Here is a 22451-nt window from a genome sequence, read left to right as displayed (position 1 = left end):
TGCCCACCGCGGGGACCACACCCGTCAGGAGCCGTAGCGTTGAAGGCGCTGGTCAAGGAGAAGGCGGAGCCCGGGCTGTGGCTCGCGGACGTCCCCGAGCCCGCCGTAGGACCCGGTGACGTGCTCATCAAGGTGCTGCGCACCGGTATCTGCGGCACCGACCTGCACATCCGGGCCTGGGACGGCTGGGCGCAGCAGGCCATCCGCACCCCACTCGTCGTCGGGCACGAGTTCGTGGGCGAGGTCGTCGAGACCGGGCGGGACGTCACCGACATCAAGGCCGGCGACCGCGTCAGCGGCGAAGGGCACCTCGTGTGCGGCAAGTGCCGCAACTGCCTGGCCGGCCGGCGCCACCTGTGCCGCGCCACGGTCGGCCTCGGCGTCGGCCGGGACGGGGCGTTCGCCGAGTACGTCGCCCTGCCCGCCGCCAACGTCTGGGTGCACCGCGTCCCCGTCGACCTCGACATCGCCGCGATCTTCGACCCGTTCGGCAACGCCGTGCACACCGCCCTGTCCTTCCCGCTGGTCGGCGAGGACGTCCTCATCACCGGCGCCGGGCCGATCGGCCTGATGGCCGCCGCCGTGGCCCGGCACGCGGGCGCCCGCAACGTCGTGATCACCGACGTGAGCGAGGAACGCCTGGACCTCGCGCTCAAGGTCGGCGTCAGCCTCGCCCTGGACGTGTCGAAGGCGACCATCGCCGACGGCCAGCGCGAACTGGGTCTGCGCGAGGGCTTCGACATCGGCCTGGAGATGTCCGGCCGCCCCGAGGCGATGCGCGACATGATCGCCAACATGACGCACGGCGGCCGGATCGCGATGCTCGGCCTGCCCTCCGAGGAGTTCCCGGTCGACTGGGCCCGGATCGTCACCTCGATGATCACGATCAAGGGCATCTACGGCCGCGAGATGTTCGAGACCTGGTACGCCATGTCGGTGCTGCTCGAAGGCGGCCTCGACCTCGCGCCCGTGATCACCGGCCGCTACAGCCACCGCGACTTCGAGGCGGCCTTCGCCGACGCCGCGAGCGGCAAGGGCGGCAAGGTCATCCTCGACTGGACCGCGTAAGTCCTCTGCTTTCCTAGGAGCTTCTGAGATGTTCGACTCCGTGCGCGACGACCTGCGCGCCACCCTCGACGAGATCCGCGCCGCCGGCCTGCACAAGCCCGAGCGCGTCATCGGCACCCCCCAGTCCGCGACCGTGAACGTCACCGCCGGCGGCCGTCCCGGCGAGGTTCTCAACTTCTGCGCCAACAACTACCTCGGCCTCGCCGACCACCCCGAGGTCGTCGCCGCCGCCCACGAGGCGCTGGACCGCTGGGGCTACGGCATGGCGTCCGTGCGCTTCATCTGCGGCACCCAGGAGGTCCACAAGGAGCTGGAGGCCCGCCTCTCCGCGTTCCTCGGCCAGGAGGACACGATCCTCTACTCCTCCTGCTTCGACGCCAACGGCGGCGTCTTCGAGACCCTCCTCGGCCCCGAGGACGCGGTGATCTCCGACGCCCTGAACCACGCCTCGATCATCGACGGCATCCGCCTGTCCAAGGCCCAGCGTCTGCGCTACGCCAACCGCGACATGGCCGACCTGGAGGCACAGCTCAAGGCCGCCGGCGACGCCCGCCGCAAGCTGATCGTCACCGACGGCGTCTTCTCCATGGACGGCTACGTCGCCCCGCTCGACGAGATCTGCGACCTCGCCGACCGCTACGACGCCATGGTCATGGTCGACGACTCGCACGCCGTCGGCTTCGTCGGCCCCGGCGGACGCGGCACCCCCGAGCTGCACGGCGTCATGGACCGCGTCGACATCATCACCGGCACCCTCGGCAAGGCCCTGGGCGGCGCCTCCGGCGGGTACGTCGCCGCCCGCGCCGAGATCGTCGCCCTGCTGCGCCAGCGGTCCCGGCCGTACCTCTTCTCCAACACGCTGGCCCCGGTGATCGCCGCAGCCTCCCTCAAGGTGCTCGACCTGCTGGAGTCGGCCGACGACCTGCGCGTCCGCCTCGCCGAGAACACGGCCCTGTTCCGCCGCCGGATGACCGAGGAGGGCTTCGACATCCTCCCCGGCGACCACGCCATCGCGCCCGTCATGATCGGCGACGCGTCGAAGGCGGGCCGTATGGCCGAGCTGCTGCTGGAGCGCGGGGTGTACGTGATCGGCTTCTCCTACCCGGTCGTCCCGCAGGGCCAGGCCCGCATCCGCGTGCAGCTGTCGGCCGCCCACTCCACCGAGGACGTCGACCGCGCGGTGGACGCCTTCGTGGCGGCGCGGGCCGAGCTCGACGCCTGAGCCCGGTGACCTGAGAGAATCGATTCCGTGATCGAAGCGCGGCGGCTGCACATCCTCCGAGCGGTGGCGGACCACCGCACCGTGACGGCGGCTGCCGCCGCGCTGTACCTCACCCCGTCGGCGGTCTCCCAGCAGCTGACCGCCCTGGAGCAGGAGACCGGGCACCGCCTGGTCGAGCGCGGCGCCAAGGGCGTACGGCTGACCCCGGCCGGCGAGATCCTGCTCAGCCACACCAACGCCGTCCTCGCCCAGCTGGAGCGGGCCGAGGCCGAGCTCGCCGCGTACAGCTCGGGCGAGGCCGGCACGGTCACGGTCGCCGCCTTCGCGACCGGCATCACCCTGGTCGTCGGGCCCGCGCTGGCCCGGCTCGCGGAGACGGCGCCCGGCATCCGCATCCGCGTCCAGGACGCCGAGGGCGACGCCAGCCTGCCGATGGTGCTGGACCGCCAGGTCGACGTGGCGGTCGCCGTCGAGTACCGCGGGGCGCCGTCCGCCGACGACCCGCGCCTGACCCACGTGCCGCTGTACGCGGAGCCGTTCGACGCGGTCGTCCCGGTCACCCACCGCCTCGCCGACGCCGCGGAGGTGCCGCTCGCGGAGCTGGCCAAGGACCCGTGGATCGGCCCCTACCCCGGCAACCCGTGCCACGACGTGGTGGTCCTGGCCTGCGAGACGGCCGGCTTCCAGCCCCGGCTCGAGCACTCCTCGGACGACTTCCGCGCGGTCGTGTCCCTCGCCGCGGCCGACGCGGGCGTGGCGCTCGTCCCGCGCTCGGCGCTGCTCGGCATGGACCTGGCCGGAGTGGTGGTCCGCCCCGTCGACGGGGTCGCGCCCACCCGACGGGTCTTCGCGGCCGTACGCCGGGGAGCCGAGGGGCATCCGCTGATCCGCCCGGTGCTGGACGCGCTCGAGGCGGTCGCCGAACGGTAGGGCGCCGCACGCCCGGGCGCCGTCCGGCCGGCGGGAACCGGCCACCCGCCGCCCGCAGTCTGGGCTGTCATGCGCGTGACGATGATCCTCCCGGCCCTGACCGAGGCGACGAGCCCGCTGTTCCGGCCCATCAAGTACTCGCTGTTCCCGCCGCTCGGCCTCGCCACCCTCGCCGGCTACCTGGACCCCGACGACGAGGTCACCCTCCACGACGAGCACGTGGAACGCCTCGACCTGGCGGCCCTGCCCACCCCCGACCTGCTGGTGATCCAGCCGTACATCACCTCGGCGCGGCGCAGCTACGAGATCGCCGACCACTTCCGTGCCCGCGGCGTCCACGTCGCCATGGGCGGCCTGCACGTCACCTCACTGCCCGACGAGGCGGCGGCCCACGCCGACACGGTCTTCACCGGCCCCGGCGAGGACACCTGGCCGCTGTTCCTCAAGGACTTCCGCGACGGCGTACCGGCCCGCCGCTACGACTCCACCCTGCGCACCCTGGGCGGACTACCGCCGGTGCGCCGCGACCTGATCAAGCGTCACCTCTACCTCGTCCCCAACTCGCTCGTCGTCTCGCGCGGTTGTCCGCACCACTGCGACTTCTGCTACAAGGACGCCTTCTTCGAGGGCGGCAAGTCCTTCTACACCCAGGCCGTCGACGACGCCCTCGCCGAGATCGAGCGCCTGCCCGGCCGCCACCTCTACTTCCTCGACGACCACCTCTTCGGCAACCCGCGCTTCGCCGAGGCCCTCTTCGACGGCATGCAGGGCATGGGCCGGCTGTGGCAGGCGGCCGGCACGGTCAACTCCGTCCTGAAGCCGGGCCTGCTGGAGCGGGCGGCCGAGGCGGGCCTGCGCAGCCTCTTCGTCGGCTTCGAGACCGTCAACGACGCCAACCTCGCCGAACGCCGCAAGAACCAGAACATCGGCACGGACTACGGGGCGGCGGTACGACGCCTGCACGACGCGGGGGTGATGGTCAACGCCAGCTTCGTCTTCGGGCTCGACCAGGACGGCCCCGACGTCTTCGACCGGACGGTCGAGTGGGCGGTCGAACAGGGGGTCGAGACGGCCACCTTCCACATCATGACGCCCTACCCGTCGACCGGGCTGTGGCGGCAACTGGAGTCCGAGGACCGCATCCTGCACCGCGACTGGGACCTGTACGACACCCGCCACGTCGTCCACCGGCCCAGGGGCATGACGGCCGAGCAGCTGGAGGAGGGCTACTGGCGGGCCTACCGCGACTTCTACCGCTGGTCCAGCATCTGGCGGGGCTCGGCGGCCCAGCCCGGCGCGCACGAGCGGCTGCGGCACCTCGCGTACGCGGGCGGCTGGAAGAAGTTCGAGCCGGCCTGGGACCTGTTGATCCGCTCGAAGCGGGTGGTGCGGGCGCTGCCGGTGCTGGAGCGCACGCTGAGCGCGTTCGGCGGGCGCTCCGACGTCAGGTGAATCGCGTTTCTGATATGGGATAGCATCCCGAATATGAAACAGTCTGAGACGGTGCACGGTCCCGCCCCCGTGCTGGACCCCGTCGACGCCCGGCTCGGCGCCCGCCTCGCCGAGCTGCGCGCCGAGCACGGCTGGTCGCTGGGCGAGCTGGCGGAGCGCAGTGGGGTGAGCCGGTCCACCCTGTCCCGGGCCGAGCGCGCGGAGATCAGCCCCACCGCCTCCCTGCTGAACCGCCTGTGCGCGGTGTACGGACGGACCATGTCCCGGCTGCTCAGCGAGGTCGAGGCGGAGCCGGCTCTCCTGGTGCGCGCCGATGAGCAGCCCCGGTGGGAGGACCGCACCGCCGGATTCGTGCGCAGGTCGGTGTCCCCGCCGCACGCGGGCCTGCGCGGCGAACTCGTCGAGGGACGGCTCACCGCCGGCGCCGACATCGCCTACGACCGGCCGCCCGTGCCCGGCCTCGAACAGCACATCTGGGTCCTGGAAGGGGCGCTGGAGGTGACCGCGCAGGATGTCGCGCACGACCTCGGCACCGGCGACTGCCTGCGGCTGCGGGTGTGGGGGCCGACCCGGTTCCGGTGTGCCGGCCCGCAGGACGCGCGGTACGTGCTGGCGGTGGTGCTGCCGTGACCGTGACCCGTGCCGACGAGGCCCGGCTGACCGCACTGCTGGAGGAACTGGCCGACCTGCTGACCGACACCGTGGACGGCGGCGCCTCCGTGGGCTTCCTGGCGCCGCTCGACCGCGACGAGGCCCTCGCCTGGTGGCGGGGACGGGCCGCCGCCGTGGCCGCCGGGCAGCTCACCGTATGGGTGGCGCAGGAGGGGGGACGGGTGACCGGGACGGTGAGCCTTGCCCTGCCCGACAAGCCCAACAGCCGCCACCGCGCCGAGCTGGTGAAGCTCATGGTGTCCCGCGACGCCCGCGGCCGGGGACTCGGCCGTCGGCTGCTGGCCACCGCCGAGGAGGCCGCCGCCCGGACCGGCATCACCCTGCTCCACCTGGACACCGAGACCGGCAGTCCCGCCGAACACCTCTACCGCTCCGCCGGGTGGACACGGGCCGGGACGATCCCCGACTACGCGGCGAGCCCGGAGGGCGTGCTGCGGCCGACGACCCTCTACTTCAAGCAGGTCGGCGCCCTCGCGGCCGGCGGCTGATTCCCCGCTGAATGTCAGTGGCGGCGGCTACGGTGCCTGACATGCCGGACGCCGAAGACGTACGCCGTATCGCCCTGTCCCTGCCGGACACCACGGAGAAGATCGCCTGGAGCATGCCCACGTTCCGGGTCGCGGGCAAGATGTTCGCCACGCTGCCCGAGGACGAGACCTCCATGGCGGTGCGCTGCCCCAAGGAGGAGCGCGCCGAACTGGTGCTGGCCGAGCCGGAGAAGTTCTGGATCGCCGATCACGAGGCCCAGTTCGCCTGGGTGCGGGCGCGCCTGGCCGCCCTCGACGGCGACGACGAGCTGCGAGACATCCTCGCCGACTCCTGGCGCCAGGCCGCCCCCTCCCGGCTGCTGGAGGCGCACCCCCGGCTGGGGCTCCCGGCCGGGGGCTGAAAACCCCTCGGGCGTTGTCAGTGCCCCGTGGCATGATCCGAGACAAGCGTGGCAGCCGGGGCCGGAGGGGGGCTCCGGCTGCCAGAAGCGTGACGGGGGATCAGGGGCCGGGGGATCGACGGGGGCCGGGGGCCGGCCGGGGAGGGGAGCGCGCGGGATGGCCGGGACGTCATCGGGGCCCACGCCGGAGGGGCCGGCCCAGCAGAAGGCGGCACGACCCGTCTGGTCACGGGACTTCGCCCTGTTCTTCGCCGCCCGGGCCGTCGCCCGGCTCGGCGACACCATGCTGCCCGTCGCCCTCGCCGCCGGCCTGCTCCAGCACGGATACGGGGCGGGCGCCGTGGGTCTCGCCATGGCCGCGACCGCCGCCGCGTTCGCCGGACTGGTCGTCTTCGGCGGGGTCCTCGCCGACCGGTTCAGCACCCGCAAACTCATGATCGGCGCCGACCTGGTCCGCCTGGTCACCCAGGCCCTGGCCGCCGCGCTCTTCTTCTCCGGCCACGTGGTCCTCTGGCAGATCTGCGCGATCGGCTTCCTCAACGGCGTCGCGGGCGCGGTGTTCCAGCCCGGCGTCGCCAGCACCGTGCCCCGGCTCGCTTCCGACATCCAGGGCGCCAACGGCGCCATACGCGTCGCCGAGTCCGCGGCCCAGCTCGCCGGCCCCGCCGCGGCCGGACTGCTGGTCGGCTTCGCCTCACCCGGCGGTGTCTTCGCCGCCCACGCCACCACCTACGCGGTCAGCGCCCTGTGCCTGCTGCTGCTCCGCCTGCCCCCGCTCCCGCCCCGGGACCGCGCCGGCGGGCATCCCGCGGGCCGCGCCACCGAGGCCTTCCGCGCCGATCTCGTCGAGGGATGGCGCGAATTCCGGTCCCGGCCCTGGCTGTGGGGCGTCATCGCCGTCTGGGGCGTCTACATGATCGCCGTCTGGGGCCCGACCGTGCCGCTGGTGGCGACGGAGGTCGTGCAGCAGCACGGCCCGCGCGCCTACGGCCTGGTCAACTCGGCCCTGGGCGCCGGCACGGTCGTCGGCGGACTCCTCGCGCTGCGGCTGCGCCCCCGCCGCATGCTCCGCGCCGGCGCGATCGCCCTCTTCGGCTTCGCCGCCTTCCCGGCGAGCGTCGGCGCCGGACTCGGCGTACCGGCCATGGCCGCCGGAGCGGCCGTCGCCGGCGCCGGGATGTCCTTCTGGGGCGTCATGTGGGCGACCAGCGTGCAGACCCAGGTCCCGCCCGACGTCCTCAACCGCATCCACGCCTACGACGTCGCGGGCTCCCTCGCCATGATGCCCGTCGGCCAGGCCCTCGCCGGCCCCGCGGCCTCGGCCCTCGGCGCGGACCACGTCCTGCTCGTCGCCGGCGCGATGAGCTTCGTGGTCTGCACCACCCTGCTCGTGATACCGGCGGTACGCGGCCTGGTGCGCGTCGACGCGAGCGCCGCCGGGCCGGGCCGGACGGCGCTGCGCGGACGGGCCCGCGCGGAGCGGGGCTGACCTGCGGGGCGCCGCCGGCCCCAAAAGCGGTGCGCGACCACCGGCCCGAGTGCGGTATGGTTTTCCTGCGCGTTCGGCCAGGGGAAACCCCAGGTCACACGGGCAACGGGACGTGGCGCAGCTTGGTAGCGCACTTGACTGGGGGTCAAGGGGTCGCAGGTTCAAATCCTGTCGTCCCGACAGAGCGAAGGGTCTTCGCGGGCGAGAGCCCGCGGGACCCTTTTGTCGGTTCCGGGCGCGGGTGAGGGACCCGCGGGCCGATGCCCGCCGGTCCCTCCCGTGGAGCCTGAGCCCTTCAGATCACGCAGCCCACATGTGCCAGCGCCTGCTTCAGCAGCACCCCGTGCCCGCCCGGCATCTCGCTCTGCACCGCCGCCGACAGGGCCTCCTGCGGGCTGAACCACACCAGGTCCAGCGCGTCCTGCCGGGGCCGGCAGTCGCCGGTCACCGGCACGACGTAGGCGAGGGAGACCGCGTGCTGCCGGGGGTCGTGGTACGGCGTGACGCCGTGCGTGGGGAAGTACTCCGCCACCGTGAAGGGCTGGAGCGAGGACGGCACCCGGGGCAGCGCCACCGGGCCGAGGTCCTTCTCCAGGTGGCGCAGCAGGGCGTCGCGGACCCGCTCGTGGTGCAGCACCCGGCCGGAGACCAGGGTCCGGCTGACCGTGCCGTCCGGCCCGATGCGCAGCAGCAGGCCCACGCTGGTGACTTCGCCGCTGTCGTCGACGCGCACGGGCACGGCCTCGACGTACAGGATCGGCATGCGTGCGCGCGCCATCTCGAGCTCGTCGGTCGTCAGCCAGCCCGGCGTGGTTTCGGTCATGTCAGACATCGCTTGATCATACTTTCAGCCTCTCGTGCTTCCTGGGCGCCGCTCCGGGACTGTGACCGTCCCCACGCCGCTCAGCCGTCGTCCGGGGGATCGCCGGGCAGCCCGTACACCCGGCGCGCGTTGTCGCGGCCCGTCCACCGCGCGATGCGCAGCGCGTCCGGCAGGGCGAGTTCGTCGGCGTCCATCCGCTCCTGCAGCAGCCCGGCGAGCCCTTGCCGGAAGGACAGTGCCCCGAGGTGGTGGAACTCGGCCACTCCATAGGCGTCGGAGCTGTACAGCAGCTTGCGGAAGGGCGTGATCTCCAGGGCCTCCGCCAGGATCGCCCCCGCCCGGGCGGGGCCGACGTGGTGCAGGGTGAGGCCCACGTCGAGGTACACCCGCTCGAAGACCGCGGACAGGTAGGCCGCCTGCCGCTGGTAGGGCCAGCAGTGCAGCAGCAGGACCGGGACTGTCCCGGCGATCAGGTGCAGCCAGTCGGTCAGATGGGTGGGATCCACCCGGTGCATGCGGATGTCGCTGTCGCCGAACCCGACGTGCAGTTGCAGCGGCCGGCCGAGGTCGACGGCGGTCCACAGCAGATGCCGTACGAGCACCGGGTCGTCCAGCCGGCCTCCGCGCGTCAGCCAGCGCCGGGCGGCCCGCGTCACCTCCTCGGCCGACGGGCGGGCCGGGTCGAGGTCGAAGCCGGTGCGGTAGGCGGCCACCGACTTCACGCCCACCACGTCCGGCCGCCGTACCGCCTGCCACGCGGCCGTGCTGACGGCCTCCGCGTACGCGTCCGGCTCCACACCCCCGGCCGCCACCGCCTCCGCTACGCCCTCCAGCCGGACGACCTCGTACGCCACCGCGTCCGCGGCCCCGGCCAGGCCGGCCGGCGTGGTGACGCGGTGCGGGGCGTACCCGGTGTCGACGCAGAACACGCCCGTGCCCGCGGCGCGCAGGAACCGCCGGTTCACCTCGGCGGCGCCGAGCTGGGACCGCCGGGCCAGGTACGCGTCCGGCGACGCGTGGCGCGGCAGGTCCAGCAGGGGCGCGCAGTGCCGGCGGACGGCGAGCCCGACGGGGCTGTCGAAGGACGAGACGCCGGGCCACGTCTCGCCCTCGGTGAGGAGGGCTTCGAAGCCCTCCCGGTCCAGGTCGTCGACGACGGCGCCGTGGCAGTGGTGATCGACCAGGTCCAGGGCGGCGAGGGTCTCGTGGACGGGCCCCGCGGCCATGTCAGTAGATCCAGCGGTAGGCCGCCGCCACCCGGTCGTCGTCCAGCCCGTCGACCGCCGCGATCTCGCCCCGCCGCACCGCGGTCACCGCGTCGGCCAGGACCGGCCCCAGCGCGCTCCGGAGCACGTCGTCGGCGCGGAACGCCTCGACCGACTCCGCGAGCGATACCGGCAGCCGGCGCACACCCCGGGCCGCCGCCTCGGCCGGGTCGAGCCTGGCCGGGTCGCCGGTGATCTCCTCGGGCAGGGACGCGGACGAGGCCATGCCGTGCAGTCCGGCGGCGATCACGCAGGCGAGCGCGAGGTACGGATTGGCGGCCAGGTCGACCGGCTTGACCTCCAGGTTCGCCGCCTGGTCGCGCACCCCGGCCGTGCCGGTGACCACCCGCAGGGCCGCCTCGCGGGTCTCCCGGCCCCAGGCGGTGAACACCCCGGCCCACTGGGACGGCCTGAGCCGCAGATGGCTGGCCGGGCTGGGCGCGGTCACCGCGGTGAGCCCGGGGAGGTGGGCGAGCACCCCGGCGACCAGTGACTCGGCCTCGGCCGTCATGCCGTACCGGCCCGCACCCCCCGCGTGCAGGTTCGTCCCGTCCCGCCAGGCCGAGAGGTGGAGGTGACCGCCGTTGCCGACGCCCCGCGCCGACACCGCGGGGGAGAAGGAGACCCGCATCCCGTGCCGCTGGGCCACCGCCCGGATCGTCTGGCGCACCAGGACACTGCGGTCGGCCGCCGCCACCGGGTCGAGCGCGCCCACCGAGACCTCGAACTGCCCCGGCGCGTACTCCGGATGGAGCTGCTCCACGTCCACGTCCTGAGCCGCCAGGGCGGCCAGCAGCTCGGCGGCGCAGTCGCTCAGCCCGATCTGCCGGGTCGCGCCGTACGCCGGCCCCGAGACCGCGGGCACGAAGGCTCCGTCGGGTGCGTCGCCCCGGCCGAGGACCCACTCGATCTCGACGGCGGCCCGGAAGGTGACCCCGTGCCGTTCGGCGGCCTCCGTCACCATCCGGCGCAGGACGGTCCGCCCGCACGCCGGGTGCGGCTCGCCCTCCTGCGTGACCCGGTCCACCGGTGCCCACGCCCACCCGGGCTGCGCCGCGAGGACGGTCAGCCGGTCGAGGTCGGGGTAGAGGCGCAGGTCGCCGTCCGGGGAGCCGAGGACGTCCGTGGTGACGATCGCGTCGTTCGCGAGGAACGTGTCGAACACCGGGGACATCCCGACGCCCCAGGCCGCGGCCGAGGCGAGCTTCGCGGTCGGCACGGTCTTCACCCGGCCGATCCCGGCGGTGTCGACGTACGCCAGGACGACACCGTGGACGCCCCGCCCGGCCAGCTCGCCGCTCAGCGAGGCGGCCCGGGCGACGTCACCGGGCCGTCCGCCGGGGACGGGGTCGGCGAGAGTGGTCATACGTCCTCCCTGACGGGACGGAATGCGGTGCCCGCCGGGCTTCGCGCGTGCGCCGCCCGTGGGGGACCATTGTGCCGCCCGGTTGATCACCGTGTCCCGGGATCGGGCCAGGGCGCGCACGGCGACGCCCCGCGCCCGAGGACGCGGGGCGGGTGCTGCGCGGCGCGGTCAGTCGAGGTTGCCGGGCTGCGGGGAGGGGGTCTTGCCCGCCAGGACGGCCTGCAGCCGTTCGGTGCCCTGCTGCGTCGCCTGCTGCACGGAGTCGGTCTCGCCGCCGCTCAGGCCGCCGCCGGTGACCGCGACCGCGTTGATGCCGACCCGCACGGCGGCCACGTCCAGGGTGAGGGTCGCGGGGGCGCCGGCGGCGGTGCCCTGCACCGTCACGTGCACGCCCCGTCGGGTGTCGCCCACCTCCGGCACGGAGGCCTCGGTCACCTGGACCGTCCGCTTGTCGCCCGAGTCGTCGGTCGCCGTGAACTGGTCGCAGGTCTGCGGCAGCGAGGCCATCCACTTCAGGGAGGTGTCCAGCTGGCTGCGTTGGTAGGCGGCGACCTGCTCCAGCAGACGGGAGTCGCCCTGTTCGAAGCCGGTGACCGCCGACGCCCCGGACGGCGTGCCCAGCAGATCGCCGGAGTAGAGCCGGTCGAGCAGCTGCTGGCATTCCGCGGCGTCGGCCTTCGCGGAGAGGAAGTCGGACACGTCGACCTTGCCGACGAGCATGCTGTCGTGCCACTTGTCCGCGTCCCGCACCTGGTTCCAGTCGCCCTCCAGGTCCGCCTCCGTGATCAGCGCGGCCTTCGCGCCGGACTCGGTGAGAGCCGAGGGGGAAGCGGACGGTGAGGCCGTGGAGGAGCCGGTGGGCGCCTGCCGCACCGCGTCGCGCTCGACGGCGGGAGACGCGGCCCGGGCGGCCTCCTCGGCGGCGGTGTCCGAGGCGGCACCCGACCCGCCGCCGTCGTCCGAGCAGGCCGCCGTGGTCAGCAGCGCGCCGGCCGCGAGCGCGGAGGCGAGGAGACGGACGGGGTGGGACGGACGACGGCTCATCGCGGATGCCTCCTGGAGGACGTGGCACGGTGTCCTCAGGGCATCACCGCGGCGGTGGGGTCACCAGCGCACGGGACCGTCCGGGTGACGCAACCACTGCCGGGGGTGACGGTGGAGCACAGCCCCCGCACCGGCCGTCGGGGCGCGCTCAGCCGGCGCGGTCCAGGGAGTCCCGCACCGCCTCCTTGTCCACGGCCGCGCGCACCAGTGCGGCGGCCAGGACGGCCGGTTCCGTCCCGCCGGCGAGCCCGAGCAGCCGGCCGGCGTCCTCCGGGAGGCCGAGGCGCCGCGCTCCTTGCAGCGCCTTGCGGTCGAGGTAGGGTGCCGCCTCCGGCCAGACCCGCTGGGCCTCGCGCAGGAAGATGTCCGCACCGGCCGGTCCCACGCCGGGGAACTCCTGGAGCAGGCGGCGCAGTTCGGGCACCTCGCCGTCCGCCTCCTTCCGGAGCCGGCGCAGATCCCCGCCCCACCGGTCGATCAGCAGCCCGGCCCCGTCGCCGAGCTGCGTGGCGGTGCGCTCGTCGTAGCGCCGGTAGCCGCCCCGGCCGAGGGCGTCCACCCGCTTCTGCCGGTCCGCGCCGGCCATGCGGCGTGGGTCTCCGAGTCCGGCCTCGGCCAGGGTCCGGGCGGTCGCCACGGCGATCGAGCCGCGGATGCGGGCGCTGAGCAGGTGGGCGAGGACCAGCAGTCGGTACAGCGGCTGCGGGGTGTCCTTCAGCCGGATGCCGGCCTCCTCGGCGTACGTCTGCCCGTGCGCGCGGACGAGTTCCCGTAGGACGCGCTCGTCGTGGCCCGCCACTACGGCTTCAGCGGGTCGTGGCCGATCGTCATCAGCCGGTGCCTGAGCCGGGTGTCATCGGCCTGCGGCTCGTTCTCCAGGTCGGCCTGCGAGGTCACGGTGTCCACGACCTTGCGCATCGCGCGCAGGTCGCCCTCCGTCAGGTCCGTGCGCCGTTTCTGCAGGATCGCGAGGACGTGCTGACCGAGTGGCGAGCCGGCGTCGTCCGGCAGCGGCTCGGTCAGCTCGCCGGAGTCCCGTACCCGGAGCCAGTCCGCGAGCTCGGCGGACGTCATGTTCACCACGCGGTGGAAGTCCTCCCACAGCGCGTCGAGTTCGAGGGCGTCGGCCATGGTGCCCCTCTTTCGTCGTGCGGATGTGCGTGCGAGGCGTCAGGGCAGTCGGGCGGCGCCTCTGCCGTTCACCCCTGCCGGGCCTCTGTTCGTACGGAGCAGAGCGTCGCGCTCCTCCTCGCAGGTGCCCGTCGGGCGCGGACGCGCTCGACGGCCGCGATGTTCCCGTAGGCGGCGCGGCGCAACCTCTCCATGGGGGCGCGGGTGCCCGTGGGGCACCAGGGCAAACGCCCCCGGCCGCTCAGCGGGCCAGCACGCCGTCCAGGAAGCGCGTCACGTCCGTGAACACCTCCGCGCGGTTCGTCTCGTTGAAGACCTCGTGCCGGGCGCCCGGGTAGATCCGCTCGGTGAGGTCGCCGCCGCTGAGCCGCTCGACGCCGACACGGCTGCCGGGCAGCGGCACCAGCCGGTCGTCGTCGCCGTGCACCCACAGCAGCGGGAGCCGGCCGACGTCGCCGCCCTTCGCGACGGTCTCCAGCGTCCGGACGAAGGCCTCCAGCGTCGGCCGCTTCATCGGACCGTGCCACACCAGCGGGTCGGCCGCGTACGCCGCGCCGACCGCCGGGTCCCGGGAGAGCGAGGAGGGACTGATCGGGGTGTCGGGAATCTCGTCCAGGGCGAGCAGGCGGCGCGGCAGCTCCCAGTCACCGATGACCGGGCCGGACAGCACCAGCGCGGCCAGTCCTTCGGGGTGGCGCTGCGCGTAGCGGGAGGCGATCAGGCCGCCCATGGAGTGGCCGAGCACGACGACGGGCAGGCGGGGGTGGGCGGCCCGGGCGAGTTCCGCGACGGCGTACACGTCGGTGACCACGTCCTCGAAGTCCTCGATCAGCACCCGCTCGCCGTCGGAGGCGCCGTGCCCGACGTGGTCGGGGCCGTAGACGGCCGCGCCGTGCGACGTCAGCACGCCGGCCACCTCCTCGTAGCGGCCGGCGTGCTCCCCGTAGCCGTGGATCAGCAGCACCGCGTACCGGGGCCGCTCGGCGGACCACTCGCGGACGGTGATCCGTCCCCGGGTTCCGGACAGGACGTGCTCGCGGGCTTCGGCCATGTCTCCTCCAGCTGCGTCGGTGCAGGTCACCCGGAGGATCTTCCCAGGGGGGCGGCCGGAGGTCTATAGTCCAAAACTAGCAGTGCTAATTTCGGCTGCGGGAATGAAGGAAGAAGGCTCGCGGAGGCCGGCCGGCGGCACACCGCCCGGCGGCCGAGCGACGACGGTCAGGAGTCACCTCGTGCGTCCCGTCCACTTCGCGGCCGCCCGCCGCACCCCGATCGGCAAGCTGCGCGGCGCCCTGTCCGCCGTACGGCCGGACGACCTCGCCGCCACCGTGATCCGCGGCCTGGTCGCCGACGTGCCCGCGCTCGACCCCGCCCGCATCGACGACGTGTACTGGGGCGCCGCCAACCAGGCCGGCGAGGACAACCGCAACGTCGCCCGCATGGCCGCCCTCCTCGCGGGCCTGCCCGAGACCGTGCCCGGCGCCACGGTGAACCGCCTGTGCGCCTCCGGCCTCGAAGCCGTCACCACCGCCGCCCGCACCATCGCCGCGGGCGAGGCCGACATCGTGCTCGCGGGCGGCTCGGAGTCGATGAGCCGCGCCCCCTTCGTCCTGCCCCGGCCCGACGAGGCCCTGCCGCACCGCATCGAGACCGCCGACACCCGGCTCGGCTGGCGCCTGGTCAACCCGGCGATGAAGGACCTGCACGGCCTGCTCGCCATGGGCGAGACGGCGGAGGAGGTCGCCGCGCGGTACGACGTGTCGCGCGAGCGGCAGGACGAGTTCGCCCTGCGCAGTCACCGCCTCGCCGCCGAGGCCCGCAGATGCGGCCACTTCGACGCCGAGCTGCTCCCCGTCGAGCGGCCCGACGGCGTGGTCGTCGACACCGACGAGTGCGTCCGCGAGGACACCTCCGTCGAGAAGCTGGCCCGGCTGAAGCCGGTCTTCCGCGCCGGCGGCACGGTCACCGCGGGCAACGCCTCCCCGATGAACGACGGCGCCGCGGCCCTCCTGCTGGTCAGCGAGGAGGCACTGAACGACCTGGGCCTCGAGTCGCTGGGCCGCTACGTGGCCGGCGGCTCGGCGGGCGTCCACCCGGACGTCATGGGCATCGGTCCGGTCCCCGCCACCCGCAAGGTCCTCGCCCGCGCCGGCTGGAGCATCGACGACATCGCGGAGGCCGAGTTCAACGAGGCGTTCGCCGCCCAGGCCCTCGCCTGCGTCGACCAGCTCGGCATCGACCCCGCCCTGGTCAACCCCACCGGCGGCGCCATCGCGCTGGGCCACCCGCTCGGCTGCTCCGGCGCCCGCATCCTCACCACCCTGCTCCACCGCATGCGGCGCACCGACGCCGCCCGCGGACTCGCCACCATGTGCGTCGGCGTGGGGCAGGGCAGCGCGGTGCTGGTCGAACGGTCCTAGGCCGTGTCCGCACCGTCCTAGGGCCCGTCGCCGTCCGCCGCCACCCACCCGCCCCCCTGCAGAGCCGCAGCAAGGAAACGGAGCAACACCCCATGGCAACCCTCTCCGTCGCCGCCATCCTCGCCGAGAACGCCCGGCGCCGTCCCGACAAGGAGGCACTGGTCGAGGGCGACCTGCGGCTGACCTTCGCCGAGGTGTGGCAGCGGGCCCGCGCCCAGGCGGGGGCCCTGGTGGAGCTGGGCGTCCGGCCGGGGGACCGGGTCGCCCTGATGGCGCCCAACACCGCGGACTTCCCGCAGGCGTACTACGCGATCGCCGCCGCCGGCGCCGTCGTCGTTCCGGTGCACCTGCTGCTGTCCCCGGCGGAGGTCGGGCACGTCCTCACCGACAGCGGCGCCGGCCTGCTGCTGGTGCACCCGGCGCAGGCGGAGACGGGAGCGGCCGCCGCGCGGGAGGCCGGGGTACGGGTCGTCGTCCTGGGCGACGAACTCGGCAAGCTCGCCGCGGACGCCGAACCGCTGCCCTCCTACGTGACGCGCGACGCCGACGACCCGGCCGTGGTCTTCTACACCAGCGGCACCACCGGCGTGCCCAAGGGCGCGGTGCTCAGCCACTTCAACCTGGTGATGAACGCGACCGTCAACGCCTTCGACGCCAACGACATCCGCCCCGACGACATCGCGCTCGGCGCGCTGCCGCTGTTCCACGCCTTCGGCCAGACCGTCTCCCTCAACTCCACCTGGCGGGCGGGGGCGACCCTCGTCCTGCTGCCGCGCTTCGACGCGGCGCGCGCGATCGAGCTGATGGTGCGGGAGAAGGTCAACACCTTCCACGGGGTGCCCACCATGTTCGTCGCCCTCGCCGCCGCGGCGGCCGAGGCAGGCGCCCTGCCCGATCTGCGGGTGTGCATCTCCGGCGGCGCCTCGCTGCCCGTCGCCGTGCTGGAGCGCTTCGAGGAGGCCTTCGGCGCCAAGATCTACGAGGGGTACGGGCTGTCCGAGACCTCGCCCGCCGCGGCCGTCAACCAGCCGGTGTTCGGCGCCAAGCCTGGCACCATCGGCCACCCGCTGTGGGGCGTGGACGTCGAGATCGCCCGCGCCGAGACGGAGGACCGCGTCGAACTGCTGCCGCCCGGAGAGCTGGGTGAGGTCGTCGTGCGCGGCCACAACGTCTTCTCCGGCTACCTCGGCCGCCCCGAGGCCACCGCCGAGGCGCTCGTCGACGGCTGGTTCCGCACCGGGGATCTCGGCACCAAGGACGACGAGGGTTTCCTGCGCATCGTCGACCGGAAGAAGGACGTCGTCATCCGGGGCGGCTACAACGTCTATCCGCGCGAGGTCGAGGAGGTCCTGATGCGCCACCCCGGCATCGCCCAGGTCGCCGTCATCGGCCTGCCGGACGAGCTGCACGGCGAGGAGGTGTGCGCCGTGGTCGTCCCCGCCCCGGGCACGACACCGGACGGCGCCGAGATCACCGAGTGGTCCAAGCAGCACCTCGGCAAGTACAAGTACCCGCGCCGGGTGGAGTTCACGGACGCGCTGCCGCTGGGCCCGAGCATGAAGGTGCTCAAGCGGGAACTGCGGGCGCGGTACGCCGGCCGTCAGTGATCGTCCGACGAGACGGTCCTTACGGGGGCCGGCCGGGTGCGCATAGCATCGGTGCCCGCAATGGACACCATGACGCTCTGGCACCTCACCGGCTGGGAATTCGCCGCCCTCGCCTTCGCGGCCCTGCTCGTCGGCTTCTCCAAGACCGCCGTGAGCGGGGCCAACACGGTCAGTCTCGCGGTCTTCGCGGCGGTCCTGCCGGCCCGTGCCTCCACCGGCGTCCTGCTGCCCGTCCTCATCGCCGGTGACATCCTGGCCGTCCTCACCTACCGGCGCCACGCGCACTGGCCCACGCTGTGGCGGCTGTTCCCGGCGGTGGGGGCCGGCGTGGTCGTGGGCACCGTGTTCCTGGTGTGGGCCGACGACACGGCCGTCCGGACGTCGATCGGCGTGATCCTGCTGTTCATGGCCGGGGTGCCGGTGTGGCGCCGACGGCAGGCCGACGCCGCCGCCGAGCAGCCGGACGAGATCGGCTCCCGGGCCGGTCGCGTCAAGGCCCGCACGTACGGCGTCCTCGGCGGCTTCACCACCATGGTCGCCAACGCGGGCGGCCCGGTGATGTCGATGTACCTGCTCTCCGCCGGTTTCCGCAAGCTCGGCTTCCTCGGTACCTCGGCCTTCTTCTTCCTGATCGTCAACGTATCCAAGCTGCCCTTCAGCGCCGGCCTCGGCCTGATCGACGGCCGCTCGCTGCTCCTCGACGCCGTGCTCGTCGTGTTCGTGGTGCCCGGCGCGTTCCTCGGCACATGGGCGGTGAAGCGGATCGACCAGCGGCTCTTCGAGCAACTGGTCATCGCGGCGACGGTGGTGGGCGGCCTGCAACTGCTCCTGCGTTAGACGGTGCCGGCGGCGGCCTCGTCGAGCGCGTCGAGTGCGGCGGCGGCCTCGACCTGACGGGGGCTTCTCAGCGCGGCGAGGGCGTCGCGGGCGGTGCGGATCGTCTCCCGGGCGTCGGGGTGTCCCATGGCGTCGAGCACCTGGCCCAGGTCCAGCCGGGCCTGCTCCGTCCAGGCCGGCATCTTCGCGGCGTCGAAGGCGGCGAGGGCCTGCCGCAGCGGCGCCTCGGCCTCCTGCCAGCGCTCCAGGGCCGCCAGATCGTTGCCGATCTGCTGCCGGGCGACCGCGAGGTACAACGCGATCACCTCGTCCGTACGGCCCGGGACCCCCGCGCGGCAGATCCGCTCGCTGCGGCGGTGGATGTCCAGCGCCTCGGCCGCCCGTCCGGCCTGGCGCAGCAGGGTGCCGAGGGAGTTGAGACTCGTCAGTTCGGCGAGCCTGCCTTGCGGCGACTCCTGTGAGGCGAGGCAGCGGGCCCCCTCGCGCAGGCGCTCCTGGGCCTCTCCCGCGCGCCCCAGCCGGTTCAGCGCGCCCGCGCCGTAGCCGAGTGCCCAGCCCTCCTGGAGCCCGTCCCCGCACTCGCGGGCCGCCGTGAGCGCGGCGTCCGCGCTCGCCAGGGCGGCGTGCGGGTCGTGCACGCAGAGGTTGTAGGCCCAGGCGAGGTAGTTGAGGTGAATGGCCTCGTCCCGTCTGCTGCCCAGGGCACGGGCGGAGTCGGCGGAGCGCTGGAACACCTCCACCCACTGTTCCCAGTGCTGGTTGAGATCGGAGAACCAGTGCATCGCCTCCGCCGTGTCCAGGACCTGCCGGTGCCGGCCCGTGTCATGGGCCCGGCGCAGAGCGGCGAGCCACTGGGCCCGTTCGGCCTCCAGCCAGGCCCGTGCCTCGTCCCGGCCGGTGGGCGCCGTCTCCGGGTCCGGATCGTCCTGCGGTGCGGTCCGTTCGTGGTCGACGTCGAAGTGCAGCGCGGCGGCGGTGGCGCGGCGCAGCATCCAGTGCGCGGTCCGGTCGAGGGCGGCGTCGCGGACGTCGGGGCCGTCCTCGGCCTCGACCTGCTCGGCGGCGTAGAGCCTGAGCAGGTCGTGGAAGCGGTACCGCTCGGCGCCGGCATCGCTCTGGAGCAGTCCGGCGTCGGTCAGTTCCTCGGCGCAGGCGACCGCCTCGTCGTAGGACAGTCCGGCCAGGAGCGCGGCGGTCTCGGGGCCGAAGTCCGCTCCGGCGGACAGCGCGGCACGGCGCAGCACCCTCCGCGAGTCGGGCGGTAGTTGCCGGTAGGAGAGCGCGAAGGCGGCACGTACCCGCAGACTTCCGGCCTGGAGGCCGTCCAGGCGCCGTCCCTCGGCGGCGAGGCGGGAGACGAGCTTGCCGAGGCGTTCGTGCGGCCGGCTGAGGAGCCGTTGGCCGGCGATCCGCACGGCCAGCGGCAGGTGTCCGCACAGGTCGGCGAGGTCGCGCGCCGCCTGTGCCTCCGCCCGCACCCGGTCCGGGCCGATGATGCGGGTCAGCAGTTCCACCGCCTCCTCACGCCGCAGCAGGGCCAGATCGGTGCGGTGCACGGACTCCAGACCCGCCAGGGCATGGCGGCTGGTGACGATGGTCAAGGACGGGCCGGTGCCGGGCAGCAGGGGGCCGACCTGGGACTCGTCGGCGGCGTTGTCCAGCAGCAGGAGCATGCGCCGCCCGGCGGCCAGGGACCGCCACAGACCGGCACGGTCGTCGGTGCCGGCCGGTATCGCCGCGTCGGCGACCCCCATCGCGCCGAGGAGCCGGGCCAGCGCGTCCCGGGGCGTGGTCGGCTCGGGATCCATGCCGTGCAGGTCGAGGGCGATCCGCCCGTCCGGGAAGTGCGGGGCGAGGCGGTGCGCGGCGTGCACCGCGAACGCGGTCTTGCCCAGACCGGGCTGCCCGGCGACCACGGTGACCACCGGCCGGCCGGACTCGGCGTCCCGCGCCAGGTCCAGCAGCCGGGCGAGGGCCGGGCCGCGGGCGGTGAAGTCCTGGATGTCGCGCGGCAGGGCCAGGATGCCGGGGCCGGGCTCGGTGGCCGTCCGGGGACGCGGACGGCCCAGGGCGGCGGATCTCTCCAGGCTCGCCGCCTCGTCGCCGTCCAGCCCCAGCGCCTCGGCCAGTACCTGCACGGTACGGCGCTGCGGTCCCCGGGTGCGTCCGCGTTCCATGTCGGCCAGCGCCCTGACGCTCACCCCTGCCGCATGGGCCAGCGCCTCCTGGCTCAGCCCGGCGCGGCCCCGCAGGTCCCGCAACAGCGGCCCGAAGTCCCCAGCAGAAGGCGTGCCGTTGCGCACCGTCGATGACCCCGATCGTCCGGCTCGTCCGGACGCGAGCCACCGGCAGAAGTATCGCCCACGGGACTTCTGCCGGGAGAACCGCCTGGGCGGCGTAGACCGGAAGTGATCGACTGAAGGCCGACGCGGAAAGCCCTCCCGGCCTGCGCGCTCCGGGCGCCCCCGGCGCACGGAGCCGCCGGGGACGGAGCCGGTGCGGGCCCGGGAACGGCTCGAACCAGCCGCCGTCGAACGACCGTGGCATGCATGCCGTAGCTCACCGAACGGGGATCTCTCACATGAACCACAGCACTCTGCGTCAGCGCTCCGCGCTGCTCGCCGTCGCGGGCACCGCCCTCGTCCTGTCCCTCACCGCCTGCCAGAGCGACGCGGACAGCACGTCGTCGTCCGCGCCGTCCGCCACCACCACGGTGGCGTCGTCCCCGGCGGCGGCCGGGACGACGGCCGACAAGGGCACCGGCACGTCCGACGCGGCGGGTTCGGCCGACTCGGCGGGATCGAAGGGCTCGGCGGGCTCCACCGACGCCTCCGCGGGCGACGCCGGTGCGTCCGGTGAGCAGGTGTCCGCCTCCACCCCGGTCTGCACCGCCCGGGACGTCCGCGTCACCGCCGCCACGCAGGACGGTCCGCCCTACACCCACATCGTCCTCACGGCGCGGAACAACAGCGGGCACTCCTGCCGGCTGACGGGCTTTCCGCAGATCCAGTTCCTGGAGAGCCACAAGCAGGACGTCCCGGCCGTCGCCAAGAGCAAGCCGGCCACGCCCGTCGTGCTCGACACGGGAGCCCCGGCCTACGCCCTGGTGAAGCTGTCGGACGGTGGGGTCGACGAGGAGAACGAGCCCGTGTCGGCGTTCTCCGTGACGCTGGAGGGTGACTCCACGGTCATCGCCGTCACCGCGCCCGGCAGCGACGGCATCGCCGTCGACCCGGCGAAGGCGCTCACCGGCTACTGGACGCCCGAACTCCGTAACGGAGCGGACGACTTCTGAGCCCTGAGGAGGAGACGGCGACACCTCGGGTGACGCGCTCGCACCGGCACCGGCCCGCGCCGGTGTGAGCGTGACCGCCGGTCCGTCCGGCAGCGGCCGCGCTGCTCCACCGGAGCCTGTGGCATGCCCGGCCCCGGGCACCTCGTACCCTCGACGCCATGCCGATCCCGCATGTCCTCGTCCTCGGCGGCACCACCGAGGCCCGCCGCCTCGCCGCCGTCCTCGCGGACCGGCCGGGGGTGCGGGTGACGACATCGCTGGCGGGGCGGGTGACCCGGCCGGGCGCGGTCGACGGCGAGGTGCGCGTCGGCGGGTTCGGCGGTGCGGACGGGCTGGCCGTGTGGCTGCGCGAGCAGGGGGTGAGCGCCCTCGTCGACGCGACCCACCCCTTCGCCGAGACCATCACGGCGAACGCGGCACGCGCCGCGGCGGCCTGCGGAACCCCGGCGGTGATCCTGCGCCGGCCCGGCTGGCACCCCGGCCCCGGTGACCGGTGGCACCCGGTCGCATCCCTCCCGGAGGCGGCCGGCCTGCTGCCGGGTCTCGGCCGCCGCGTCTTCCTGACCACCGGCCGCCTGGGCCTGGGAGCGTTCGCGCACCTGACCGGCCTCCACTTCGTCGCCCGCTCGGTGGAGCCCCCGGAGCCTCCCCTCCCGCCGGACACCCGGGTCCTGCTGGCCCGTGGCCCGTTCACCGTGGCCGGCGAGACCGCCGTCCTGCGCGACCACCGCATCGACGTACTGGTGACCAAGGACAGCGGGGGAGCGGCCACCGCGGCCAAACTGACGGCGGCCCGGGACCTGGCCCTGCCGGTGGTGGTCGTGCGCAGGCCCCCACTGCCGACGGGCGTGCCCGTGGTGCCCGACGTGTCCGGTGTGCTGGAGCGGCTGGGCCTGGGCGCACCCTGACGGAAGCGGCCCCGCCGGCGGCGGGGCCTGTCG

21 protein-coding genes and 1 tRNA gene are annotated in these 22451 nt (G+C 74.2%); 14 read left to right on the top strand and 8 right to left on the bottom strand.

Going from position 1 to position 22451, the window contains the following annotated elements; all coding sequences use genetic code 11:
• The first annotated feature begins 39 nt into the window (after window positions 1-39).
• The 9 genes from tdh to IEZ05_RS20325 all read left to right on the top strand — a co-directional run bounded on the left by tdh (window position 40) and on the right by IEZ05_RS20325 (window position 7902).
• Complete coding sequence (tdh, locus tag IEZ05_RS20365; RefSeq protein ID WP_189231602.1) at window positions 40-1068, top strand: L-threonine 3-dehydrogenase; 1029 nt, start codon at window positions 40-42, stop codon at window positions 1066-1068.
• Window positions 1069-1096: 28 nt separating this feature from the next.
• Window positions 1097-2290 (top strand): glycine C-acetyltransferase, encoded by a 1194-nt coding sequence (locus tag IEZ05_RS20360; RefSeq protein ID WP_189231601.1) that lies wholly within the window; start codon window positions 1097-1099, stop codon window positions 2288-2290.
• A 27-nt stretch (window positions 2291-2317) separates the two neighbouring features.
• Window positions 2318-3220 (top strand): LysR family transcriptional regulator, encoded by a 903-nt coding sequence (locus tag IEZ05_RS20355; protein ID WP_189231600.1) that lies wholly within the window; start codon window positions 2318-2320, stop codon window positions 3218-3220.
• Window positions 3221-3289: 69 nt separating this feature from the next.
• Complete coding sequence (locus IEZ05_RS20350) at window positions 3290-4672, top strand: B12-binding domain-containing radical SAM protein (RefSeq protein ID WP_189231599.1); 1383 nt, start codon at window positions 3290-3292, stop codon at window positions 4670-4672.
• A 33-nt stretch (window positions 4673-4705) separates the two neighbouring features.
• Complete coding sequence (locus IEZ05_RS20345; protein WP_189231598.1) at window positions 4706-5302, top strand: helix-turn-helix domain-containing protein; 597 nt, start codon at window positions 4706-4708, stop codon at window positions 5300-5302.
• Window positions 5299-5832, top strand: coding sequence for a GNAT family N-acetyltransferase (locus IEZ05_RS20340; RefSeq protein WP_189231597.1), 534 nt, complete (start codon window positions 5299-5301; stop codon window positions 5830-5832). The genes IEZ05_RS20345 and IEZ05_RS20340 overlap by 4 nt, the downstream gene beginning before the upstream one ends.
• A gap of 41 nt (window positions 5833-5873) precedes the next feature.
• Window positions 5874-6233 carry an MmcQ/YjbR family DNA-binding protein gene (locus tag IEZ05_RS20335; RefSeq protein ID WP_189231596.1) on the top strand — a complete coding sequence of 120 codons (360 nt, stop codon included), beginning with the start codon at window positions 5874-5876 and terminating at the stop codon, window positions 6231-6233.
• A gap of 157 nt (window positions 6234-6390) precedes the next feature.
• Entirely contained in the window at window positions 6391-7722 is a 1332-nt protein-coding gene (locus IEZ05_RS20330) for an MFS transporter (RefSeq protein ID WP_189231595.1), read from the top strand.
• A 106-nt stretch (window positions 7723-7828) separates the two neighbouring features.
• Window positions 7829-7902, top strand: a tRNA-Pro gene (locus IEZ05_RS20325).
• 115 nt (window positions 7903-8017) lie between these two features.
• Here the strand turns inward: IEZ05_RS20325 and IEZ05_RS20320 are convergent.
• The 7 genes from IEZ05_RS20320 to IEZ05_RS20290 all read right to left on the bottom strand — a co-directional run bounded on the left by IEZ05_RS20320 (window position 8018) and on the right by IEZ05_RS20290 (window position 14402).
• Entirely contained in the window at window positions 8018-8545 is a 528-nt protein-coding gene (locus IEZ05_RS20320; protein WP_189231746.1) for an NUDIX hydrolase family protein, read from the bottom strand.
• Between the two features lie 80 nt (window positions 8546-8625).
• Entirely contained in the window at window positions 8626-9771 is a 1146-nt protein-coding gene (locus tag IEZ05_RS20315; RefSeq protein WP_189231594.1) for an amidohydrolase family protein, read from the bottom strand.
• 1 nt (window position 9772) lies between these two features.
• Window positions 9773-11176, bottom strand: a complete 1404-nt coding sequence (locus IEZ05_RS20310; protein WP_189231593.1) for a type I glutamate--ammonia ligase — start codon at window positions 11174-11176, stop codon at window positions 9773-9775.
• Between the two features lie 168 nt (window positions 11177-11344).
• Window positions 11345-12220, bottom strand: coding sequence for a hypothetical protein (locus IEZ05_RS20305; RefSeq protein WP_189231592.1), 876 nt, complete (start codon window positions 12218-12220; stop codon window positions 11345-11347).
• Window positions 12221-12368: 148 nt separating this feature from the next.
• Window positions 12369-13019, bottom strand: a complete 651-nt coding sequence (locus tag IEZ05_RS20300) for an HhH-GDP family DNA glycosylase (RefSeq protein WP_189231591.1) — start codon at window positions 13017-13019, stop codon at window positions 12369-12371.
• Complete coding sequence (locus tag IEZ05_RS20295; RefSeq protein ID WP_189231590.1) at window positions 13019-13351, bottom strand: DUF3140 domain-containing protein; 333 nt, start codon at window positions 13349-13351, stop codon at window positions 13019-13021. Before IEZ05_RS20295 ends, IEZ05_RS20300 begins: the two co-directional genes overlap by 1 nt.
• A 241-nt stretch (window positions 13352-13592) precedes the next feature.
• Window positions 13593-14402, bottom strand: a complete 810-nt coding sequence (locus IEZ05_RS20290) for an alpha/beta hydrolase (protein ID WP_189231589.1) — start codon at window positions 14400-14402, stop codon at window positions 13593-13595.
• Window positions 14403-14583: 181 nt separating this feature from the next.
• Here IEZ05_RS20290 and IEZ05_RS20285 point away from each other — a divergent pair, with 181 nt between their 5' ends.
• The 3 genes from IEZ05_RS20285 to IEZ05_RS20275 all read left to right on the top strand — a co-directional run bounded on the left by IEZ05_RS20285 (window position 14584) and on the right by IEZ05_RS20275 (window position 18215).
• Window positions 14584-15771 (top strand): thiolase family protein, encoded by a 1188-nt coding sequence (locus IEZ05_RS20285; RefSeq protein WP_189231588.1) that lies wholly within the window; start codon window positions 14584-14586, stop codon window positions 15769-15771.
• 92 nt (window positions 15772-15863) lie between these two features.
• Complete coding sequence (locus IEZ05_RS20280) at window positions 15864-17378, top strand: long-chain-fatty-acid--CoA ligase (protein WP_189231587.1); 1515 nt, start codon at window positions 15864-15866, stop codon at window positions 17376-17378.
• Window positions 17379-17438: 60 nt separating this feature from the next.
• Window positions 17439-18215, top strand: a complete 777-nt coding sequence (locus IEZ05_RS20275; protein WP_189231586.1) for a sulfite exporter TauE/SafE family protein — start codon at window positions 17439-17441, stop codon at window positions 18213-18215.
• On the opposite strand, the gene IEZ05_RS20270 is transcribed toward IEZ05_RS20275, so the two are convergent.
• Entirely contained in the window at window positions 18212-20518 is a 2307-nt protein-coding gene (locus IEZ05_RS20270; protein WP_189231585.1) for an ATP-binding protein, read from the bottom strand. The genes IEZ05_RS20275 and IEZ05_RS20270 overlap by 4 nt on opposite strands.
• A gap of 278 nt (window positions 20519-20796) precedes the next feature.
• On the opposite strand from IEZ05_RS20270, the gene IEZ05_RS20265 reads away from it, so the two are divergent.
• The gene (locus IEZ05_RS20265) at window positions 20797-21510 is read left to right on the top strand and encodes a DUF4232 domain-containing protein (RefSeq protein ID WP_189231584.1); all 714 of its coding nucleotides are present in this window, start codon (window positions 20797-20799) and stop codon (window positions 21508-21510) included.
• Between the two features lie 158 nt (window positions 21511-21668).
• Window positions 21669-22418, top strand: a complete 750-nt coding sequence (locus tag IEZ05_RS20260) for a cobalt-precorrin-6A reductase (RefSeq protein ID WP_189231583.1) — start codon at window positions 21669-21671, stop codon at window positions 22416-22418.
• Window positions 22419-22451 lie beyond the last annotated feature (33 nt).

The sequence above is a fragment of the Streptomyces flaveolus genome (assembly GCF_014648815.1).
In the GTDB taxonomy this organism is placed as follows: domain Bacteria; phylum Actinomycetota; class Actinomycetes; order Streptomycetales; family Streptomycetaceae; genus Streptomyces; species Streptomyces flaveolus.
The sequence above is the reverse complement of the archived record's forward strand: the minus strand, read 5'-3'. Positions and strand labels throughout refer to the sequence as shown.

Coding starts and splice junctions, on each gene's coding strand:
- IEZ05_RS20280 (WP_189231587.1), top strand. CDS start 15,864: ATGGCAACCCTCTCCGTCGCCGCCATCCTCGCCGAGAACGCCCGGCGC.
- IEZ05_RS20345 (WP_189231598.1), top strand. CDS start 4,706: ATGAAACAGTCTGAGACGGTGCACGGTCCCGCCCCCGTGCTGGACCCC.
- IEZ05_RS20295 (WP_189231590.1), bottom strand. CDS start 13,351: ATGGCCGACGCCCTCGAACTCGACGCGCTGTGGGAGGACTTCCACCGC.
- IEZ05_RS20310 (WP_189231593.1), bottom strand. CDS start 11,176: ATGACCACTCTCGCCGACCCCGTCCCCGGCGGACGGCCCGGTGACGTC.
- IEZ05_RS20360 (WP_189231601.1), top strand. CDS start 1,097: ATGTTCGACTCCGTGCGCGACGACCTGCGCGCCACCCTCGACGAGATC.
- IEZ05_RS20275 (WP_189231586.1), top strand. CDS start 17,439: ATGGACACCATGACGCTCTGGCACCTCACCGGCTGGGAATTCGCCGCC.
- IEZ05_RS20260 (WP_189231583.1), top strand. CDS start 21,669: ATGCCGATCCCGCATGTCCTCGTCCTCGGCGGCACCACCGAGGCCCGC.
- IEZ05_RS20350 (WP_189231599.1), top strand. CDS start 3,290: ATGCGCGTGACGATGATCCTCCCGGCCCTGACCGAGGCGACGAGCCCG.
- IEZ05_RS20330 (WP_189231595.1), top strand. CDS start 6,391: ATGGCCGGGACGTCATCGGGGCCCACGCCGGAGGGGCCGGCCCAGCAG.
- IEZ05_RS20320 (WP_189231746.1), bottom strand. CDS start 8,545: ATGACCGAAACCACGCCGGGCTGGCTGACGACCGACGAGCTCGAGATG.
- IEZ05_RS20290 (WP_189231589.1), bottom strand. CDS start 14,402: ATGGCCGAAGCCCGCGAGCACGTCCTGTCCGGAACCCGGGGACGGATC.
- IEZ05_RS20305 (WP_189231592.1), bottom strand. CDS start 12,220: ATGAGCCGTCGTCCGTCCCACCCCGTCCGTCTCCTCGCCTCCGCGCTC.
- IEZ05_RS20265 (WP_189231584.1), top strand. CDS start 20,797: ATGAACCACAGCACTCTGCGTCAGCGCTCCGCGCTGCTCGCCGTCGCG.
- IEZ05_RS20315 (WP_189231594.1), bottom strand. CDS start 9,771: ATGGCCGCGGGGCCCGTCCACGAGACCCTCGCCGCCCTGGACCTGGTC.
- IEZ05_RS20335 (WP_189231596.1), top strand. CDS start 5,874: ATGCCGGACGCCGAAGACGTACGCCGTATCGCCCTGTCCCTGCCGGAC.